At 63.7% G+C, this 15,526-nt stretch carries 13 protein-coding genes; 8 read left to right on the forward strand and 5 right to left on the reverse strand.

The window, feature by feature from the left end:
• Positions 1–78: 78 nt before the first annotated feature.
• Positions 79–234, reverse strand: a complete 156-nt coding sequence (locus DM872_RS26685) for a DUF3309 family protein (protein WP_179062224.1) — start codon at positions 232–234, stop codon at positions 79–81.
• Positions 235–370: 136 nt separating this feature from the next.
• Between DM872_RS26685 and DM872_RS26690 the strand changes: the two genes are divergently transcribed.
• The 7 genes from DM872_RS26690 to cls all read left to right on the forward strand — a co-directional run bounded on the left by DM872_RS26690 (position 371) and on the right by cls (position 8,274).
• Positions 371–739 (forward strand): DUF2784 domain-containing protein, encoded by a 369-nt coding sequence (locus DM872_RS26690; RefSeq protein ID WP_179062225.1) that lies wholly within the window; start codon positions 371–373, stop codon positions 737–739.
• Positions 740–843: 104 nt separating this feature from the next.
• Positions 844–1,653, forward strand: coding sequence for an SDR family oxidoreductase (locus DM872_RS26695; RefSeq protein ID WP_179062226.1), 810 nt, complete (start codon positions 844–846; stop codon positions 1,651–1,653).
• A gap of 111 nt (positions 1,654–1,764) precedes the next feature.
• Positions 1,765–2,919 (forward strand): MFS transporter, encoded by a 1,155-nt coding sequence (locus DM872_RS26700; RefSeq protein ID WP_179062227.1) that lies wholly within the window; start codon positions 1,765–1,767, stop codon positions 2,917–2,919.
• A gap of 75 nt (positions 2,920–2,994) precedes the next feature.
• Positions 2,995–3,423 carry a hypothetical protein gene (locus tag DM872_RS26705; RefSeq protein WP_077523917.1) on the forward strand — a complete coding sequence of 143 codons (429 nt, stop codon included), beginning with the start codon at positions 2,995–2,997 and terminating at the stop codon, positions 3,421–3,423.
• A 40-nt stretch (positions 3,424–3,463) separates the two neighbouring features.
• Positions 3,464–3,796: a YnfA family protein gene (locus DM872_RS26710; protein WP_179062228.1), complete on the forward strand. Its 333-nt coding sequence runs from the start codon at positions 3,464–3,466 to the stop codon at positions 3,794–3,796.
• An 81-nt stretch (positions 3,797–3,877) separates the two neighbouring features.
• Entirely contained in the window at positions 3,878–6,760 is a 2,883-nt protein-coding gene (locus DM872_RS26715) for an HD domain-containing phosphohydrolase (protein ID WP_179062229.1), read from the forward strand.
• A 122-nt stretch (positions 6,761–6,882) separates the two neighbouring features.
• Complete coding sequence (gene cls, locus DM872_RS26720; protein WP_179062230.1) at positions 6,883–8,274, forward strand: cardiolipin synthase; 1,392 nt, start codon at positions 6,883–6,885, stop codon at positions 8,272–8,274.
• 12 nt (positions 8,275–8,286) lie between these two features.
• Here the strand turns inward: cls and DM872_RS26725 are convergent, their stop codons facing one another.
• Together DM872_RS26725 and DM872_RS26730 are read right to left on the reverse strand one after the other, a co-directional pair.
• Positions 8,287–9,372, reverse strand: coding sequence for an alpha/beta fold hydrolase (locus tag DM872_RS26725; protein WP_218649655.1), 1,086 nt, complete (start codon positions 9,370–9,372; stop codon positions 8,287–8,289).
• Between the two features lie 155 nt (positions 9,373–9,527).
• Positions 9,528–9,890, reverse strand: a complete 363-nt coding sequence (locus DM872_RS26730) for a hypothetical protein (protein WP_256873487.1) — start codon at positions 9,888–9,890, stop codon at positions 9,528–9,530.
• A gap of 821 nt (positions 9,891–10,711) precedes the next feature.
• Here DM872_RS26730 and DM872_RS26735 point away from each other — a divergent pair.
• Entirely contained in the window at positions 10,712–12,181 is a 1,470-nt protein-coding gene (locus DM872_RS26735) for a multiheme c-type cytochrome (protein WP_256873488.1), read from the forward strand.
• Between the two features lie 179 nt (positions 12,182–12,360).
• Here the strand turns inward: DM872_RS26735 and DM872_RS26740 are convergent, their stop codons facing one another.
• Both DM872_RS26740 and DM872_RS26745 read right to left on the reverse strand, forming a co-directional pair.
• On the reverse strand, positions 12,361–12,591 hold the full coding sequence (locus tag DM872_RS26740) for a YheU family protein (RefSeq protein WP_179062231.1): 231 nt from the start codon (positions 12,589–12,591) through the stop codon (positions 12,361–12,363).
• Between the two features lie 49 nt (positions 12,592–12,640).
• Complete coding sequence (locus DM872_RS26745) at positions 12,641–15,418, reverse strand: hybrid sensor histidine kinase/response regulator (RefSeq protein ID WP_179062232.1); 2,778 nt, start codon at positions 15,416–15,418, stop codon at positions 12,641–12,643.
• Between the last annotated feature and the right edge of the window lie 108 nt (positions 15,419–15,526).

Consider the following 15,526-nt stretch of genomic DNA (forward strand, 5'->3'; position numbering starts at 1 on the left):
CGAAAGATCGTGCTCGGACTATTCGCGAGCAAGCTCGCTCCTACAGGTTCGGTGGTAAGCCGGAGGCAGAAGGGCCGGCTAGATCATCCCTAACAATAGAAGCACGACCACGATGACCAGCAGTACACCGACCATGCCGGATGGGCCGTAGCCCCAGTTACGGGAGTGCGGGAAGACTGGTAGGCCGCCAATCAGCAGCAGGACAAGGATGACGAGCAGCAGAATGGTGATCATGGGCAATGGTTCCTCGGTATCTGGGATTGCCAGGGGCACGTCGCGTTATCGTTGGTGGCAGATTGACGTGCCTGTAGTAACCGACTGACCACCTTTCGTGATGGTTCAAGGAAAAAGACCCTGTGGATACCACACCATGAGCTACCGGATCGCCGCCGACGCCGTACTGCTGCTGCACCTGGCCTTCATTCTCTTCGTGGTGCTGGGCGGGCTGCTGGTGCTGAGGTGGCCGCGCCTGGCACTGCTGCACCTACCGGCGGTGGCCTGGGGCGCCACGGTGGAATTCCTTCATCTGATCTGCCCGCTCACGCCGCTGGAGAACCGTCTGCGCCTGGCGGCGGGGGAGCAGGGTTACAGCGGGGGATTCATCGAACACTACCTGGTGCCGATGATCTATCCGGCGGGACTGACACCGGCCATCCAGCTCTGGATCGGGGCCTTCGCACTGTTAATCAACCTGGTGCCCTATGGGCTGCTGGCGATGAGGCTGATGCGGCGCCGCTAGCGGAGTTTGCCCTCATCATTCAGCGCCGTGATTCACGGGTGGCGGGACTATGGCCTTCGCTACACTGCGGCTCATCTACCGCACAAGCAGAAAGGCACCTCACCATGCATAACCGCATCATGATCACCGGCGCCGGTTCCGGGCTCGGTCGCGAAATCGCCCTGCGCTGGGCGCGCGAGGGCTGGAAGCTGGCCCTGTCCGACGTCAACGAAAGCGGCCTGGCCGAAACCCTCAAGCTGGTCCGCGAAGCCGGTGGCGATGGATTTACCCAACGCTGCGACGTTCGCGACTACAGCCAGCTCACCGCCTTCGCCCAGGCCTGCGAAGAGAAGCTGGGCGGCATCGACATCATCGTCAACAACGCCGGCGTCGCCTCGGGCGGCTTCTTCGAGGAGCTGTCCCTGGAAGACTGGGACTGGCAGATCGCGATCAACCTGATGGGCGTGGTCAAGGGCTGCAAGGCCTTCCTGCCGCTGCTGCAGAAGAGCAAGGGACGGATCGTCAACGTCGCCTCCATGGCCGCGCTGATGCAAGGCCCGGCGATGAGCAACTACAACGTCGCCAAGGCGGGCGTGGTGGCTCTGTCCGAGAGCCTGCTGATCGAGCTGAAGGAAGAGGGCGTCGGCGTGCATGTGGTCTGCCCGTCGTTCTTCCAGACCAACCTGCTGGATTCCTTCCGTGGCCCGACCCCGACCATGAAGCAGCAGGTGGGCAAGCTGCTGGAAAGCTCGCCGATCAGTGCCGCCGACATCGCCGACTACATCTTCCAGGAAGTCAACGCCGGCACCTTCATGATCCTGCCCCACGAGCAGGGCCGCATGGCCTGGGCCGTGAAGCAGAAGAATCCGCAGGCGCTCTACGACGAGATGGCCAGCATGGCAGCGAAGATGCGCGCCAAGCACCACAATGGCTGAGTAACTGGCTGTCCACTCGGTCAGCTTTCGCTGCGTTCGGGGTTGCCCGGCGGCGGATCGGGGGAGTAGGGTTGCTCCCCCGGCCTGCCCGCCAACCCGGATGGTTCCATCGTGAAACCCCTTTCCCGTGCGCTGCTGATGCTGGCGCTGGTACTGGCCGCTATCAACTTGCGGCCCGGTATCACTTCCCTCGCCCCCTTGATCGAACGCATCGCCGATGAGCTGGCGCTCAGTCGCAGTCTGATCAGCCTGACCACCGCCCTGCCGGTGCTTTGCATGGGCTTGCTCGCGCCCCTGGCGCCGCGGCTGGCGGTGCGTTACGGCCTGGAGCGGGTGATCACCGTTTGCCTTGGCCTGATCGGCGTTGCCTTGCTGGCCCGCCTGGGCAGCCATGCCAGCAGCGTGCTGATCGGCAGTGCCGTGGTGATGGGAGCCGGTATCGCCGTCGCTGGCCCGCTGCTGTCCGGTTTCATCAAGCGCCATTTCCATGACCAGGTCGGCCGGGTGGTGGCCTGGTACTCCCTGAGCATGACGATTGGCGGCGCTGCCGGCGCGGTGCTGACGCCGCCGGTTACCCAATTGCTGGGGGACCAATGGCATCTCGGGCTGGCCTTCTGGGCCGTGCCAGCACTTGGCGCACTGTTGCTCTGGCTGATGGTGCCGAATCGCGCCGAGAGCGCCAGCGAAGCGGGGCAGGGTGGACTGCCCTGGGGCGAACCGCGAGCCTGGCTGATCACCGCTTTCTTCGCGCTCCAGGCCGGCCTGTTCTATGCCCTGACCACCTGGCTGGTGGCGCGCTACCACGAGGCTGGCCTCAGCCTGCTGCGCAGCAACAGTCTGTTCAGCCTGTTCATGCTGGTGGGATTGCCCAGCGCTTTCGTCCTGCCCTGGCTGGCCCAGCGCTTCGACAACCGCTACCAGTTGCTGCTGGTCTGTGGCCTGGTCAGTACGGTCTGCCTGGGGATGATCTGCTTCCAGCCGACGCTGCTGCCCGAAGTCTGGGCGGGTTTCCTGGGGCTGGGCCTCAGCGGTTCGTTCGCATTGTCCCTGGTGCTGCCGCTCTATGAAGCGCACACGCCGCTGGCGGTGAGCCGCTGGACAGCGATGATGCTGTTCGCCGGCTACGGGATGGCCAGTTTCGCGCCGGTCCTGGCTGGTTTTGGCCGTGATCTGGCGGGGAGTTACCAGCTGCCTTTCATGGTCATCACCGGGCTTGCCCTGGTGATGTGCGCATTGGCCTGGTTGCTCGGTCGCAGGCCGGCCTGAAGACTTCGACGCAATTCCTTTCTCCCGTGGCAGTCCTGTGTTAGAAGGCTGCCACTGTTTTACTGGAGTGCCCGCGTGGAGTCCGAATCCATCGTCTATGGTTGCATCCGCGACTGGCCGTCGCTCGACGATCAGGAACACCGCCTGCGCCGCGAGACCAACCGTCGAGTGCTCGACAACCTGCCCAGCGGGGAGGCCTGGCCGTTCCTCGGTCGCGAGATGTTCTCCTGCTGCGAACACCCCGGCGAAGGGCTCTTCCGCACCCAGGTGATCCATTTCGGCGCCAGCTACCCGGCGGTTGAATACGAGTGGAGCCTCTGGGTGAAGGCGTTCGAAGGGCTACTCAAGCAGCTCTATTGGAGCAGTGCGGTGGTTCATCTGGAAACCGAGCTCAACGGCATCCACACCTTCCGCTGGGAAAGCGAGCAGGGCTTCCACAGTCCCCAGGAAGACAACCTGCGCGTGCGTTGCGCCTGGGAACGTGAAGGCGGCGTGCACGGCTGACACCGGAGCGGTCGGGCTCCACCTTGCAGGGAAAACATCGATGCTCAACTACCTCTGGTTCTTCCTCGCCGCGCTCTTCGAGATCGGGGGCTGCTATGCCTTCTGGCTCTGGCTGCGAATGGGCAAGAGCGCCTGGTGGGTCGTGCCCGGCCTGTTCAGCCTGACCCTCTTCGCCCTGCTCCTGACCCGTGTGGAAGCCGCCTACGCAGGCCGCGCCTATGCGGCTTACGGCGGTATCTACATCGTCGCCTCGCTGCTCTGGCTCGGCGTCGTCGAGCGCACCCGGCCGCTGGCAAGCGATTGGCTGGGGGCCGCGCTCTGCGTAATGGGCGCAACCATCATCCTGCTGGGGCCGCGCTTCTCGCAAAGCTGATGGACGGCCGGGCCGCGATTCGCGGGATGCGCAGTCGCGTGCCAGTATTTGCGGACAGCGCCCCCACCAGGGAAGGGTTTGATGAAACGCGCCTGGCCGCTCCGCTTCTATCTCGTGCTCTTCATGATGGCGATGACCTGTGGCGTCGGCCTGGTCATCGCGTGGCTGCTGTACGAACTCAGTACGGAGCTGATCGCCGAGCGCGCTGAACGGCAGGCGCGCAGCTCGGCCCAGGAGGCCGGTGCCGAGCTCGACCGCTTGCTCGGCCCCATTCGTAACAGCGTGCAGCTCCTGGCCCTGACTCCCGGACTCAACGGTGGCGATTACCAAAGCCGCGTCGCGGCATTGCCGGAGATGGCCGAGGCCCTGCGCAATTCGCCAATCGCCGTGGCCGTGTACATGGGGAACGACCAGGGCGAGTACTTCCAGTTGCGCAAGCTCGAGGATACCTACGATTTGCGCCTGTTCGAGGCGCCGATCGGTGCGCGCTTCCTGCTGCAGAGCGTCGAGCCACATGCAACTGGCGGCGTGGCCCACTATCAATTCCTCGATGGCCTGCTGCGTCCGATAGGACAGCGAAAGAAAACTGCGACCACGGACTACGACCCGCGGCAGCGACCCTGGTACATCCTCGCGAAGGAAAAGGGTGAACTGGTGCGTACGCCGCCCTACCGCTTCTTCGAGACCCGCATGATCGGCTCGTCGGTGGCGCGGGTCACCAGCAACGGGCAGGTGGTCGGCGCCGACTTGCGCCACAGCGCCCTGGATGGCTGGCTGCGACGCAAGCTCCATACCCCGGGTGCGCACATGCTGATCTTCGACGGCAGGGGCAGGGTGCTGGCTGGCGACAATCTCGATCACGGGCCGGAAGCCAGGGAAGACCTGCTGCTGATGGAGGAAATGAGCGATCCGGCGATCGACTTTTTGTCGAGGATGGAGCCGGCGGCCGATGGTGCAGGCGATGGCGAGCTGGTGGCGGTGCGCCAGGAGGTGGAGGGGCGCACCTGGCAGTTCTACCTGCAGCGCCTGCCGGTAGAGGAGGCGTTATCGCTGTTCATGGGCACGGCGATTCCCCTCGACGAAATGATGCAGGAAGCGCATGTCCTGCGGGACCGCGCCCTGTGGGTCACCCTGGTGGCGCTGCTGCTTACCGGTGCCTTGGCGTACTGGCTGGCGGGGCTCATCAGCCGGCCCATCAAACTGCTGGCGCAGCAGTCGGCACGGGTCCGCTATTTCGAGTTCGATGTGGAGCTGGGAGTCGATAGCCGAATCCATGAGGTCCGCGAACTGGGCACGACGCTGCGGCAGAACCGCGATGCCATGGGGAGCTTCATCGATGCTCTGAAGCGATTGAGCGTCGAACCGGATTTCCAGCGCCTGTTGCCCAATCTGTTGCAGGTGACTGTTGAAGCTGCCCAAGCCCGTGGGGCGCTCTTGCTGATCCATGTCGGCGAAGAGGGGCGCCTGGAAGCTGTGGGTGGGCTCTGGGGCGCAAGCCAGGTGGAGCAGGGTTTGGGCCTGTGCGATGGGGTGTTCGCTGCCGAGCGCGCGCTGGAAACCCGCCAGACCCAGACCGAGCCGGCAAACGCAGCATCCAGTGCCCGCTTCGGCTTGCCTCCCTGTGCCAGCTTCAGTGTGCCGCTGTTCAGTCGCCACGATGAAGCGGTGGGCGTGCTGGTCCTGTTTCGGGACGTGCAGCCGGGCGCGTCCCAGGTGCGCTTCATCGAGGCCCTCTCCGGATTCGCTGCCGTCGCTCTGGAAACCCGGGGTCTGCTGGATCAGCGAAAGGCGATGTTCGATTCGTTGATCCGACTGATCGCCACCGCCGTGGATGCCAAGAGCCCTTACACGGCCGGCCACTGCGCCCGCGTGCCGGAGCTGGCGCGGTTGCTCGCCGAGGCGGCCTGTGCGGAGCGGACGGGCCCGTTTGCGGGCTTCGGCATGACGGCTGCGGACCACGAGGCCATGCATATCGCTGCCTGGTTGCATGATTGCGGCAAGATCACCACGCCCGAGTATGTGGTCGACAAGTCCACCAAGCTGGAAACCCTCTACGATCGCATTCACGAAATCCGCATGCGCTTCGAGGTGCTCAAGCGTGATGCCGAGATCGCCCGTCTGGAAGCCCTGGTGTCGGGGGCCGACTCAGAGGCCGCACGTGCCCGGCGCGATGCCCGTTGGCGTGAGCTGGACGACGATTTCGCCTTCGTTGCCGAGTGCAATCTGGGTGGCTACATGAGCGAAGAGCGCCTGGCGCGCCTGCGGCGAATCGCCGAGGGCAACTGGTTGCGGACCCTCGACGACCGACTGGGCATTTCCGGCGAGGCGCGCCTGCGCAAGGAGAGCGAACCGGTGCAAGCCCTGCCGGTGCTGGAGCCGCTGCTGGCCGATCGGCCAGAACATCGCGTACCGCGCCCCGTGGAGGAACGCCTGACTCCCGACAATTCCTGGGGCGTGCACATGCACCAGCCGGCGCTGCTCTATGACCTGGGTGAACTGAAGAACCTGTCCATCGGACGTGGCACCCTCACCGAGGAGGAGCGCTACAAGATCAATGAGCATGTGGTCCAGACCATTCGCATGCTCTCGGCCCTGCCGTTTCCCGGGTTGCTGGCACAGGTGCCGGAGATCGCCGGCGGCCACCATGAACGCATGGATGGCAAGGGTTATCCCCGTGGACTGAAAGCCGGCCGGCTCAGTCCCCAGGCGCGGATGCTGGCCATTGCCGATGTGCTCGAGGCGCTCACCGCCAGGGACCGCCCCTACAAGCCGAGCAAGACCCTGGAGCAGGCCCTGGCGATCATGCGAAGCATGTGCGAGCAGGGCCATCTCGACCCTGACCTGTTCAGCCTGCTGCTGCGTTCCGGGGCCTGCCTGCGGTATGCCGAACGCTACCTGCCTGACGACTTGCCTACACCTGAAGCGCTACTGCGTTTCGTTCCGGACAACTGCGTCCAGGTGTGATTCCCGCGACGCAGATTGTGCCAACCTTTTCCCTGCAGGCACTGTCGAATCGCTCAGGATCGTCCGGAAAACAGTCGTTGCGCGTCTTCGCGTAACGACGTCATTCAGGTGGAGGATGCTGAATGAAATTGCCGTCATCAGGGACAGTGGCGTTTGTCCTGGTGGTGCTTTCATCGCTCCTCCTGGCGTGCACGTCACTGCCCCGTATCAATCCCGACATGGTCCACTCGCCAGAGACGCAAGTGCAGGTCGACGGTGCCCATGGCCCGCTTTCCGAGGCCCGCAGCAAGGCCGTTCTGGAACGGCTCAAAGCGTCAGGGATGGAGACCAATATCTTCGATCTGCACCTGGCGATCGAAGAAACCCTGGTGGGCAGCCCGCTTACCGCCGGCAACAAAGTGGAGTTGTTGCAGGATGGGCCGGACACCTATGCATCCATGTTCGAGGCCATAGAAGGCGCTCGTGACCACATCAACATGGAGACCTACATTCTCGAAGGTGATGAGGTGGGGCAGCGCTTCGCCGACAAGCTGATCGCCAAGCAGCGCAGTGGCGTGCAGGTCAATCTCATCTACGACAGTGTCGGCAGCCTGGGCACTTCGCCGGAGTTCTTCGACCAGTTTCGCCAGGCCGGCATTCGCCTGGTGGAGTTCAACCCGGTCAATCCCATGACCGCCAAGGCAGGCTGGGAACTGAACCAGCGAGACCACCGCAAGTTGCTCATTGTCGATGGGCGCATCGCCATCCTCGGCGGCATCAACATCAGTGGCGTGTATTCCGGCGGTTCCTTCGGCTCCGGTACCGAACCGCCACCGAGCGGTGACCTGCCCTGGCGTGACACCGACCTGCGCATCGAAGGCCCGGTTGTCGCCGACCTGCAGAAACTCTTCATTGCCACCTGGGACGGGCAGAAAGGCGGCACTCTGGCACCCAGACACTACTTCCCGCCCATCCAGCCGTCAGGCAAGGAAGTGGTGCGCGCCATCGGCAGTTCGCCGGATGAACCCTACAGCCAGATCTACGCCACCCTCATCTCCGCCTTGCACAGCGCGCAGAGCGAGATCTGGCTCACCAGCGCCTACTTCGTGCCGGACCCACAGTTGCTCGACGCCCTCAAGGCCGCGGTGAACCGTGGCGTCGACGTGCGCCTGGTGGTGCCCAGCAGCACCGACTCCTGGCTGGTGTTCCATGCCGGGCGGGCCTACTACAAGGAGCTGCTGGAGTCAGGCATACGCCTTTACGAGCGCAAGGACGCCCTGCTGCACGTGAAGGCGGGGGTGATCGATGGTGTCTGGTCGACAGTGGGCTCCACCAACCTGGACTGGCGCAGCTTCTTGCACAACCAGGAAGTCAACGTGGTGGTGCTGGGGGCGGATTTCGGCGAGCGCATGCGCAAGGCCTTCCTGGAAGACGTGAAAGGTTCACAGGAGCTGACCCTGGATTCCTGGAAGCGTCGTCCCATCCGCGCCCGCGTCAGCGAACGTATCGGGCGCGTCTGGGAGTACTGGCTTTAGCCTGGTTAGCGGTCAGGGCTGCTGGGTCGAGTGGCCGGCCGGTTGTTGCCAGGCACAGATGTCGAGGCTGGCGCCGCGCTGCAACAGGCGTGGGGCCTGATCGGAATCCACCAGTTGGGAACGGCCCTTGCTGCAGACGAGGATGCGTTGTCCCTGATAGGCCAGGTCAGTGAGGATCTGGCCCCAGTGCCGGTACTGCACGTCGTGGCCTTCTCCGGGATAGAGACGTTCGGCGGCTACATTGGGGAAGCGGCTTTTCCAGAACTCCGCGTGTGCCGGGGTCACCGTCGCATCGGCGAGTCCGTAATACAGGAACACCGGGGCATAGACGGCGGAAAGGTCCGCTACCGGCTGGTCGCAGTACAGGCGGAGTTCATGGGTCAGGGGCGCCATGTTGAAGCCCTTCGAGCCTTTGGCGTAGTAGAACCGCGCACCTTCATCAGCCGCTTCGTCGAGGAATCCATGGATGCGGTTCACCGCCGTGTTCGGTCCCAGGTCCCACCAGACCGAGGGCACGTCGTAGTGGCCGGCGAGATAGGCTTCGGCTACCTGCTGATCACTCAGGGCGCAGCGGGCGGGAGTCGCCATCACACCTTCGGTCTGCGAGAAGGCTGCGGCCATGTGCACCGAGCGCACGCGAGACGCCAGGCTGGAGGCGATCTGCGCCACGTAGGGACCGCCGCCGGAGATCGCCACCAGGGAGAAGCGGCTCACGTTCAGGTGATCGAGCAGGGCGGCTACCTCTTCGGCGTATGACTGGTAATTGCCTGCGGGGTCGAACGCGGTCTGACCGAAGCCATTGCGTTCCAGCGTGATGAAGCGCAAGTCCAACTGCTCGCGCAAGCTGCGCAGGAAGTCGGTGAGGGCAAGCACCCGTCCACTGGTGCCATTACCGCCGACCAGCACCACGGGCAGGCCATCGCGCGGGCCCTCATCCAGGTAGTGGAGCGTCTTGCCCGTGCCATCGACCCAACTCTGCATCGCCGGCCCCATGGAGTCGAAGCTGTTCTGCACCTGAATAGGCCCGGATGCGTGCGCGGCTCCAATGGCCAGCACCCAGGAAAACGCCAACGCCAATCCATTTCGGTAAACGTTCATGTGCACCTTCCTTCTTGTTGTTGGTGGTCCCGCCCGCAGTGCCCCGGATGGGAGTGCGAGCAGGCCAAGTCTAGGGAAGGGCGCGTGATGATTTTTGATGCGGTTCGACGCTTTGTTGAAGTGGGCCGACCTTTTCAGTGTGTCTGTTCGGTGGATCAGGCAGACGATTCGCCCGGCCGACGCTGTTCTTCCCGCACACGCTGGAAGGCGGCTTCGTGGAGGGCCTGGGCATCTGCCAGGAGCAGTCCGAGGGCGGAGGCCAGTCGTGCCGTTTCCTGGGCGAGGGCGCTAGTGCGGCTACCGGATTCGATGATCCGCAGCAGGTCGCCGAGGGCGCTCATGCGTTGGTTGGCGGCTTCGAACAGGTGCGCGGAAGGTGCCCGCCCGTTGATGAACAGGACGTCTTCGTAAGGCTGGGATTGTGGCAGGAGCGGCGTGAAGCTGGTGCTGGGCAGTCGCCGGGAAGGGAGATGGGCAGGCGTGCGGGTGTCTGTCTGCATTGCGTGTGGGGTGTGCATATCCTTGCTTCCTCGCGTGGTAGAGGTGCCGACCCTGGTGTCACGACTCATTCAAGGGCGGCGGGCCGTGCAGGGGTCGCAAACCGGTTACGCGAGGAAAACCCGGCAAGGCCTAGGCCTTCCCTGCACGGCCCACCATTGGCGCTTGCGCGTGAGGTGGGACGTGGCCTGCGTGAAGTTCGGGTTGCGACTCCCGGTCGCGGTTCCAACCGCGATGGCCGGGGACTTTAGCCACGGCGGCTGTAGGCGCTCAAGGCCCATGCTCTGTGCGAAATTTCTTATCGGAAGTCCCTGAGGGGCGGCAGGGCGACGGGCAGGATCGACCTGCTTCGGGGTCGTGCACAGCTATCCCGCGAACTAGAGCGGTTTAACCAGGGTTCGGCGATTTTGCCGACGAAATGCCGGTCGTTTTTCTGTGTTCTGTCATCTTTTCGTAGCAGAGCTTCTACACTCTGACCTCAGAGCTTATTGGTGCTCTGCTTTGTTTTGGGTCGCCCCGTGGCGGCCTTTTTTGTGCCCGCCGTTCAGGACTCACCGACCGGTCGCTGGTACTGAATAATCGCCACTTCATCGCCTCCTGCATTCATGTCCAGATACAGAGCTCCTCATACAAATCAATCGGATAGCTAGCTTGAACGAGTGAGCCTGGCTATTGCCGGTCCTTTGACGCTGCCCTGCGTCCCATCTACTACTGACTTACGCCCCCAGATGCGGGGACAGATTGAAATCCGGCAGAAGTTTGCTGAAAGAGACGGCTATTGCCGTGATTCTGCTGATTTCGCGCGCTCTTTTGATGGATCAGGTGCAAGCGAGGCAGCGCAATGGGCTATCTGACAAAGAAGTCGTTCACGTCAGCGCCCCATGCGCGGCGTGGAACTCCGCTTTTTCCGCTGGCGGTCTGCGTCACGCTCGCATTGCTGGCCACGTTCGTCGCTGTCGCTGAAACCCCCGGGCCCAACGACAAGTGGCTGGAGCCGGCACGCTCACGGTTGCTGGAAGACAAGCAGGGGATGCCGTTCTTTCCACATCGGGCCAACACGCCGAACAATACCGTGCTCAGTGCAGGCGACTTCGATGATGCGCAGGTCTGCGGCGCGTGCCATGACGAGATCTACCGACAATGGCGTTCATCGATGATGGCCCATGCCTGGGAGGAACCCATCTACCGGGCGCTGCTGCGACACGCCAGCGAGGCCACCGAAGGACGTGTGGATAACTTCTGCACTGGCTGCCATACCCCCATCGGCCTCACCACGGGTCAGATCAACTCGACGGTCAATCGCGCATCCGTGGAATTCACCGCCGAGCACAACCCCATGCCCGGCGTGGACTGCGAGACCTGCCACAACATCAGCGCCCGCACCGGCCTGGATAACGGTGCCTACGTCCTCAGTCCGCGCGCCCACGGCAAACCGACCAAGTTCGGCCCCCGCAGCGACGCCACGTCGCCCTATCACGACACCGTTTATTCCGACCTGCACACCCGTTCCGACTTCTGCGCCACCTGCCACAACGTCACCCATCCGTTCAGCACGGTGGCCGTCGAGCGGACCTATGACGAATGGCTCGAAAGTCCCTACAGCTTCAACGGCCAGACCTGCCAGAGCTGCCATATGCCGGGCTTCGCCGGCAAGGCGGCGATCATGGGGCCGGAGCGCGCGGACGTCGCTTCCCACTGGTTCACCGGCGCCAACGCAGCGGTGCTGGAGTACCTGGGCCAGAAAGAGGCGGCGCAGCGCGCCCGCGAGTACCTGGCCAAGGCGGCCGAGATCAGTTTCGAGTCGGTGCCTGAGCAACTGGTGCCGGGGCAGGAGGTTTCGGTGCGGGTGAAGGTTGCCAATGTCGGGGCAGGACACAAGTTGCCCACCGGTTTCCCCGAAGGCCGCGAAGTCTGGATCGACTTCCGTGCCGTGGACGCAGCAGGTCACGAGTTCTATCGGCTGGGTGCGGTTCGCGACGGCGCCACCGAGCCCGACACGCGCAACTTCAAGGTTCACCTGGGCGACAAGGATGGCAAGGAGCTGGACATCGAGGTCTGGAACGCCACGCAGATCCTCTCGGACAACCGCATCCTGCCCAAGGGCTACGACGTCCGCGAATTCTCCTTCGTGGTGCCGGCGGATGCGGTGGCTCCCGTCACCCTGACTGCAGAGCTGAACTATTGGCCATTCCCGCAGCGCCTGGTGGATTACTTGCTGGGCGAAGGCAAGCTGAAGGTGGAAGTGACGCGGATGGGCCTGGTGGAACGCAGCTTGCCGTTAGGTGCAGCCGTGCAGGCGGCGAAGTTGTGATCAACCGGAGTGAATGCATTCCTGTGGGGGCGATCGAAATGCTCCGATTGGCAGGTTGAAGTCGTATTTACTGTAGGAGCGAGCTTGCTCGCGAAAGGATCCCGCCCAGGCTGTTCGCGAGCAAGCTCGCTCCTACACACGTTCTACGAACATTGAAATCGCCCCCACAGCATCAAGCGTTACTCCTCCAGCCACTCCTTGGGCACGTCCAGCTTGAGCATCAGCTGGCAGAGCTGGCTGTCGGGGTCGTAGACGATGACCGCCTCGCCTTTCTTCAGCGCCTTGCGCACACGCTCGACGCGGGTTTCCAGCGGGGTGTCGTCGCCATTGTCGGTGCCTTCGCGGGTGACGAAGTCCTCGATCAGGCGGGTCAGGGTGTCGGCTTCGAGCAGGTCAAAGGGAATGAGCATCGGGGTATCTCCGGCGGGGGCGGAATGCTAACGCCGCCGCCAGACGCCGTCATCCATCCACGCTCTGGCGCTGGATGAAACGTTCGAGGGTGGCGAACAGCAGCGCGCTGTCCAGGGGTTTGCCGAGAAAGTCGTCCATACCGGCGTCGGCACCGGCCTGGCGATGTTCTTCCAGGATATGCGCGGTCAGGGCGACGATGGGCACCGGCAGCCAGTTGCGGGCGCGTTCCAGCTTGCGGATCTGCCGGGTGGCCTCGAAACCGTCCATTTCCGGCATTTCGCAGTCCATCAGGATCAACTGGATACCTTCCGGGTCGCGCTGGTACTCGTCCACCGCCGCCACGCCATTGGCGACGGTGCGCACCAGATAACCGCGCTTCTTGAGGAAACCCTGCACCACCATCTGGTTCACCGGATTGTCTTCGGCTACCAGGATGCAGGGCGTTGCACTCACCCGGCGACGCTCATCCTGCTGCTGGGTTCGTTCTTCCAGGCGCCGCTCGCGGTACAGCTCCTGCAGGGTGTCGCGCAACTGCGCCAGGGTCAGCGGTTGGGCCACCGCCCGGAGCCGCAGGCCGGTGCCCGTAGGCAGGTTCTGGCAGTACTCCGGCGGGCAGATCAGCATGATTCGCTGGCCCTGTTCCAGATGGGAACGCAGCCGATCCATCCAGCGTTCCGGGTCGCCGGGCCAGGGCGCTTGCAACACGAGCAGGGGCGGTACGGCGAAGTCCTCCAGATGCTGGAGCAGCCTTTCCGGGTCCTGGCAACGTTCGCAGCGCATGCCCCAGCGCCCGAGCAGGCGCCCCAGGGCATCCAGGCCGAGGGCGTCCTGGCAGGCGATCAGGGCGGTACGGCCATCCAGCAGCTGGTTCAGCTCGTCGGTCCTGAACTCGCCGGGCTGCAACGGAATGTCGAAGCTGAAGCGGGTGCCCACGTGGAGCGTGCTCTGGACTTCGATGTGGCCACCCATCATTTCCACCAGCTCCTTGCTGATGGCCAGGCCCAGGCCGCTGCCGCCAAAGCGACGGGTCGTGCTGGAGTCGCCCTGGGCAAAGGAAACGAACAGCTGGGTCAGGGCTTCGGGGCGGATGCCGATGCCGCTGTCACTGACGTTGAACACCAGGCGCGAATGGCCATCGGCTTTGCGGCGGAGGGAAAGGTGAAGGGCGACATGGCCCTCGGCGGTGAATTTGAGGGCGTTGCCCAGCAGGTTCATCAACACCTGCTTGAGCCGAGTCGGGTCGCCGAGGACGCGCCGAGGCACGCCGGCGTCCAGGCTCAGGTGCAGGCCCAGGCGCTTGTCCATGGCCTGGGCGGTGAACAGCCCGAGGGTCTCCGAAACCAGGTCTTCCAGGTCGAATTCGATGTGCTCCAGCTCCAACTTGCCGGATTCGATCCGGGCGAAGTCGAGTATGTCGTTGATCACCGCCATCAGCGCGGTGCCTGAGCTGGAAATGGTGTCGACATAGAAGCGCTGGCTGCGATCCAGCGGGGTTTCCTTGAGCAGTTGCAGCATGCCCAGCACGCCATTGAGCGGGGTGCGGATTTCATGGCTCATGGTGGCCAGGAAACGGCTCTTGGCCTGGTTCTCGAAGTCCGCCTGCTCGGCGGCCTGGCGGGAGCGGTAGCCTTCCTCCTTGAGCGTGTTGATGCGGTCGGCGAGACCGATGGACAGGGTGATCAGCTCGATGGTGACGCCGATCTTCACCACCGTGGCGCCGAACAGCCCGAGCACTTCGACGCCGAGGGAGCCGGTGGTGATCTGGATGAAGGCGAACAGCAGCACGCCCCAGGCCAGGGTGTAGTAGGAGCCGTAGCGCAGGCCCTTGCGCCAGACATACAGGCCGGTGAGCAGCAGGAAGGCGGAGATGGCCGAGACGGTGAGGCTGGCGAGGATGTTCCAGTTCTGCAGGCCGATGAGCGGCGCGCTCAGCAGCGCCACCAGGGTCGCGATCATCAGCCCTTGCAGCACCTTGTCGAGGCGCGGGAAGTGCAGGCCGGTGTGAAGGAAGTGACGGCTGAACTGCAGCGCCGTCAGGCAGTGCAGGTACATGAAGATGTAGATCGCCACCGATTGCAGCACGACGTGGTCGGGCAGCAGCTTGAACAGCATGCCGTCGAAGCAGGCGGCGAGCAGGCCGACGTTGAGGTTGTAGGCGAGATACCAGAGGTAGGCCGGCTCCCGCAGCGACAGGTAGAGGAACAGGTTGTAGAAGAACATGGCGAAAAGGACGCCATAGAAGGCCCCGTTGAACCCCATGAGGTTCTCCTGGGCCGCGGCGCTGGCATTGAAGGTGCTGAATACCAGCGGTACGAAAATGGTGCTGGTGCTTTCCACCCGCAGGATCAGCGTGCTCTGCCCGGGTTCGACGTGCAGGGGGAACCAGAAGTTGCGCACCTGGACCGGACGCTGGGAGAAGGCGAAATGGTCACCGGTCTCCTGCGCCTGTACCTGGCCACTGGGCGTGAGGTAGTAGAGGCGGAGGTTGTCCAGCAACGGGTAGTTGGCTTCCAGGTAGCCGTCCAGCGCATGGGGGCGGCGGTTGTCCAGGTGCACTTTGAACCACCAGACCGAACCATTCTTGCCGAGGTTGACCTGCTCGCCACGCACCTGCTGGAAGGCCGGGTCGGGGAGATTGCGGACCTGTTCCAGGTCGAGTTCGCCCCTCGGGTCTTCGAGATAGCCGACCCAGTGGCCGAGGGAAAGGCGTAGCTGATCCTGATCGAGGGGCACGGCCTCCAATGCGGAGGCGGGCCGGCAGACCAGGAACAGGAGCAAGGCCAGACCGAGTGCGACAGTTTTCACACAGCCTGAGAGGTGAAGCATGGGTAACCACCCGCGTTGTTATTCGTCCTTTGTCTCTCTACGAAAGGTAGTCGAGGGGCGGGGAAACCAGGCAGAAACCGATGTTCGACCTGGCCTCATCGCATTCGG

This window comes from Pseudomonas taiwanensis (genome assembly GCF_013393345.1).
Classification (GTDB): Bacteria; Pseudomonadota; Gammaproteobacteria; order Pseudomonadales; family Pseudomonadaceae; genus Metapseudomonas; species Metapseudomonas resinovorans_C.

What these genes read in the sequence shown, in the direction of transcription:
- DM872_RS26685 (WP_179062224.1), bottom strand. Translation starts at nt 234, where the DNA reads ATGATCACCATTCTGCTGCTCGTCATCCTTGTCCTGCTGCTGATTGGC.
- DM872_RS26690 (WP_179062225.1), top strand. Translation starts at nt 371, where the DNA reads ATGAGCTACCGGATCGCCGCCGACGCCGTACTGCTGCTGCACCTGGCC.
- DM872_RS26695 (WP_179062226.1), top strand. Translation starts at nt 844, where the DNA reads ATGCATAACCGCATCATGATCACCGGCGCCGGTTCCGGGCTCGGTCGC.
- DM872_RS26710 (WP_179062228.1), top strand. Translation starts at nt 3,464, where the DNA reads ATGCTCAACTACCTCTGGTTCTTCCTCGCCGCGCTCTTCGAGATCGGG.
- DM872_RS26715 (WP_179062229.1), top strand. Translation starts at nt 3,878, where the DNA reads ATGAAACGCGCCTGGCCGCTCCGCTTCTATCTCGTGCTCTTCATGATG.
- cls (WP_179062230.1), top strand. Translation starts at nt 6,883, where the DNA reads ATGAAATTGCCGTCATCAGGGACAGTGGCGTTTGTCCTGGTGGTGCTT.
- DM872_RS26725 (WP_218649655.1), bottom strand. Translation starts at nt 9,372, where the DNA reads ATGAACGTTTACCGAAATGGATTGGCGTTGGCGTTTTCCTGGGTGCTG.
- DM872_RS26730 (WP_256873487.1), bottom strand. Translation starts at nt 9,890, where the DNA reads ATGCACACCCCACACGCAATGCAGACAGACACCCGCACGCCTGCCCAT.
- DM872_RS26735 (WP_256873488.1), top strand. Translation starts at nt 10,712, where the DNA reads ATGGGCTATCTGACAAAGAAGTCGTTCACGTCAGCGCCCCATGCGCGG.
- DM872_RS26740 (WP_179062231.1), bottom strand. Translation starts at nt 12,591, where the DNA reads ATGCTCATTCCCTTTGACCTGCTCGAAGCCGACACCCTGACCCGCCTG.
- DM872_RS26745 (WP_179062232.1), bottom strand. Translation starts at nt 15,418, where the DNA reads ATGCTTCACCTCTCAGGCTGTGTGAAAACTGTCGCACTCGGTCTGGCC.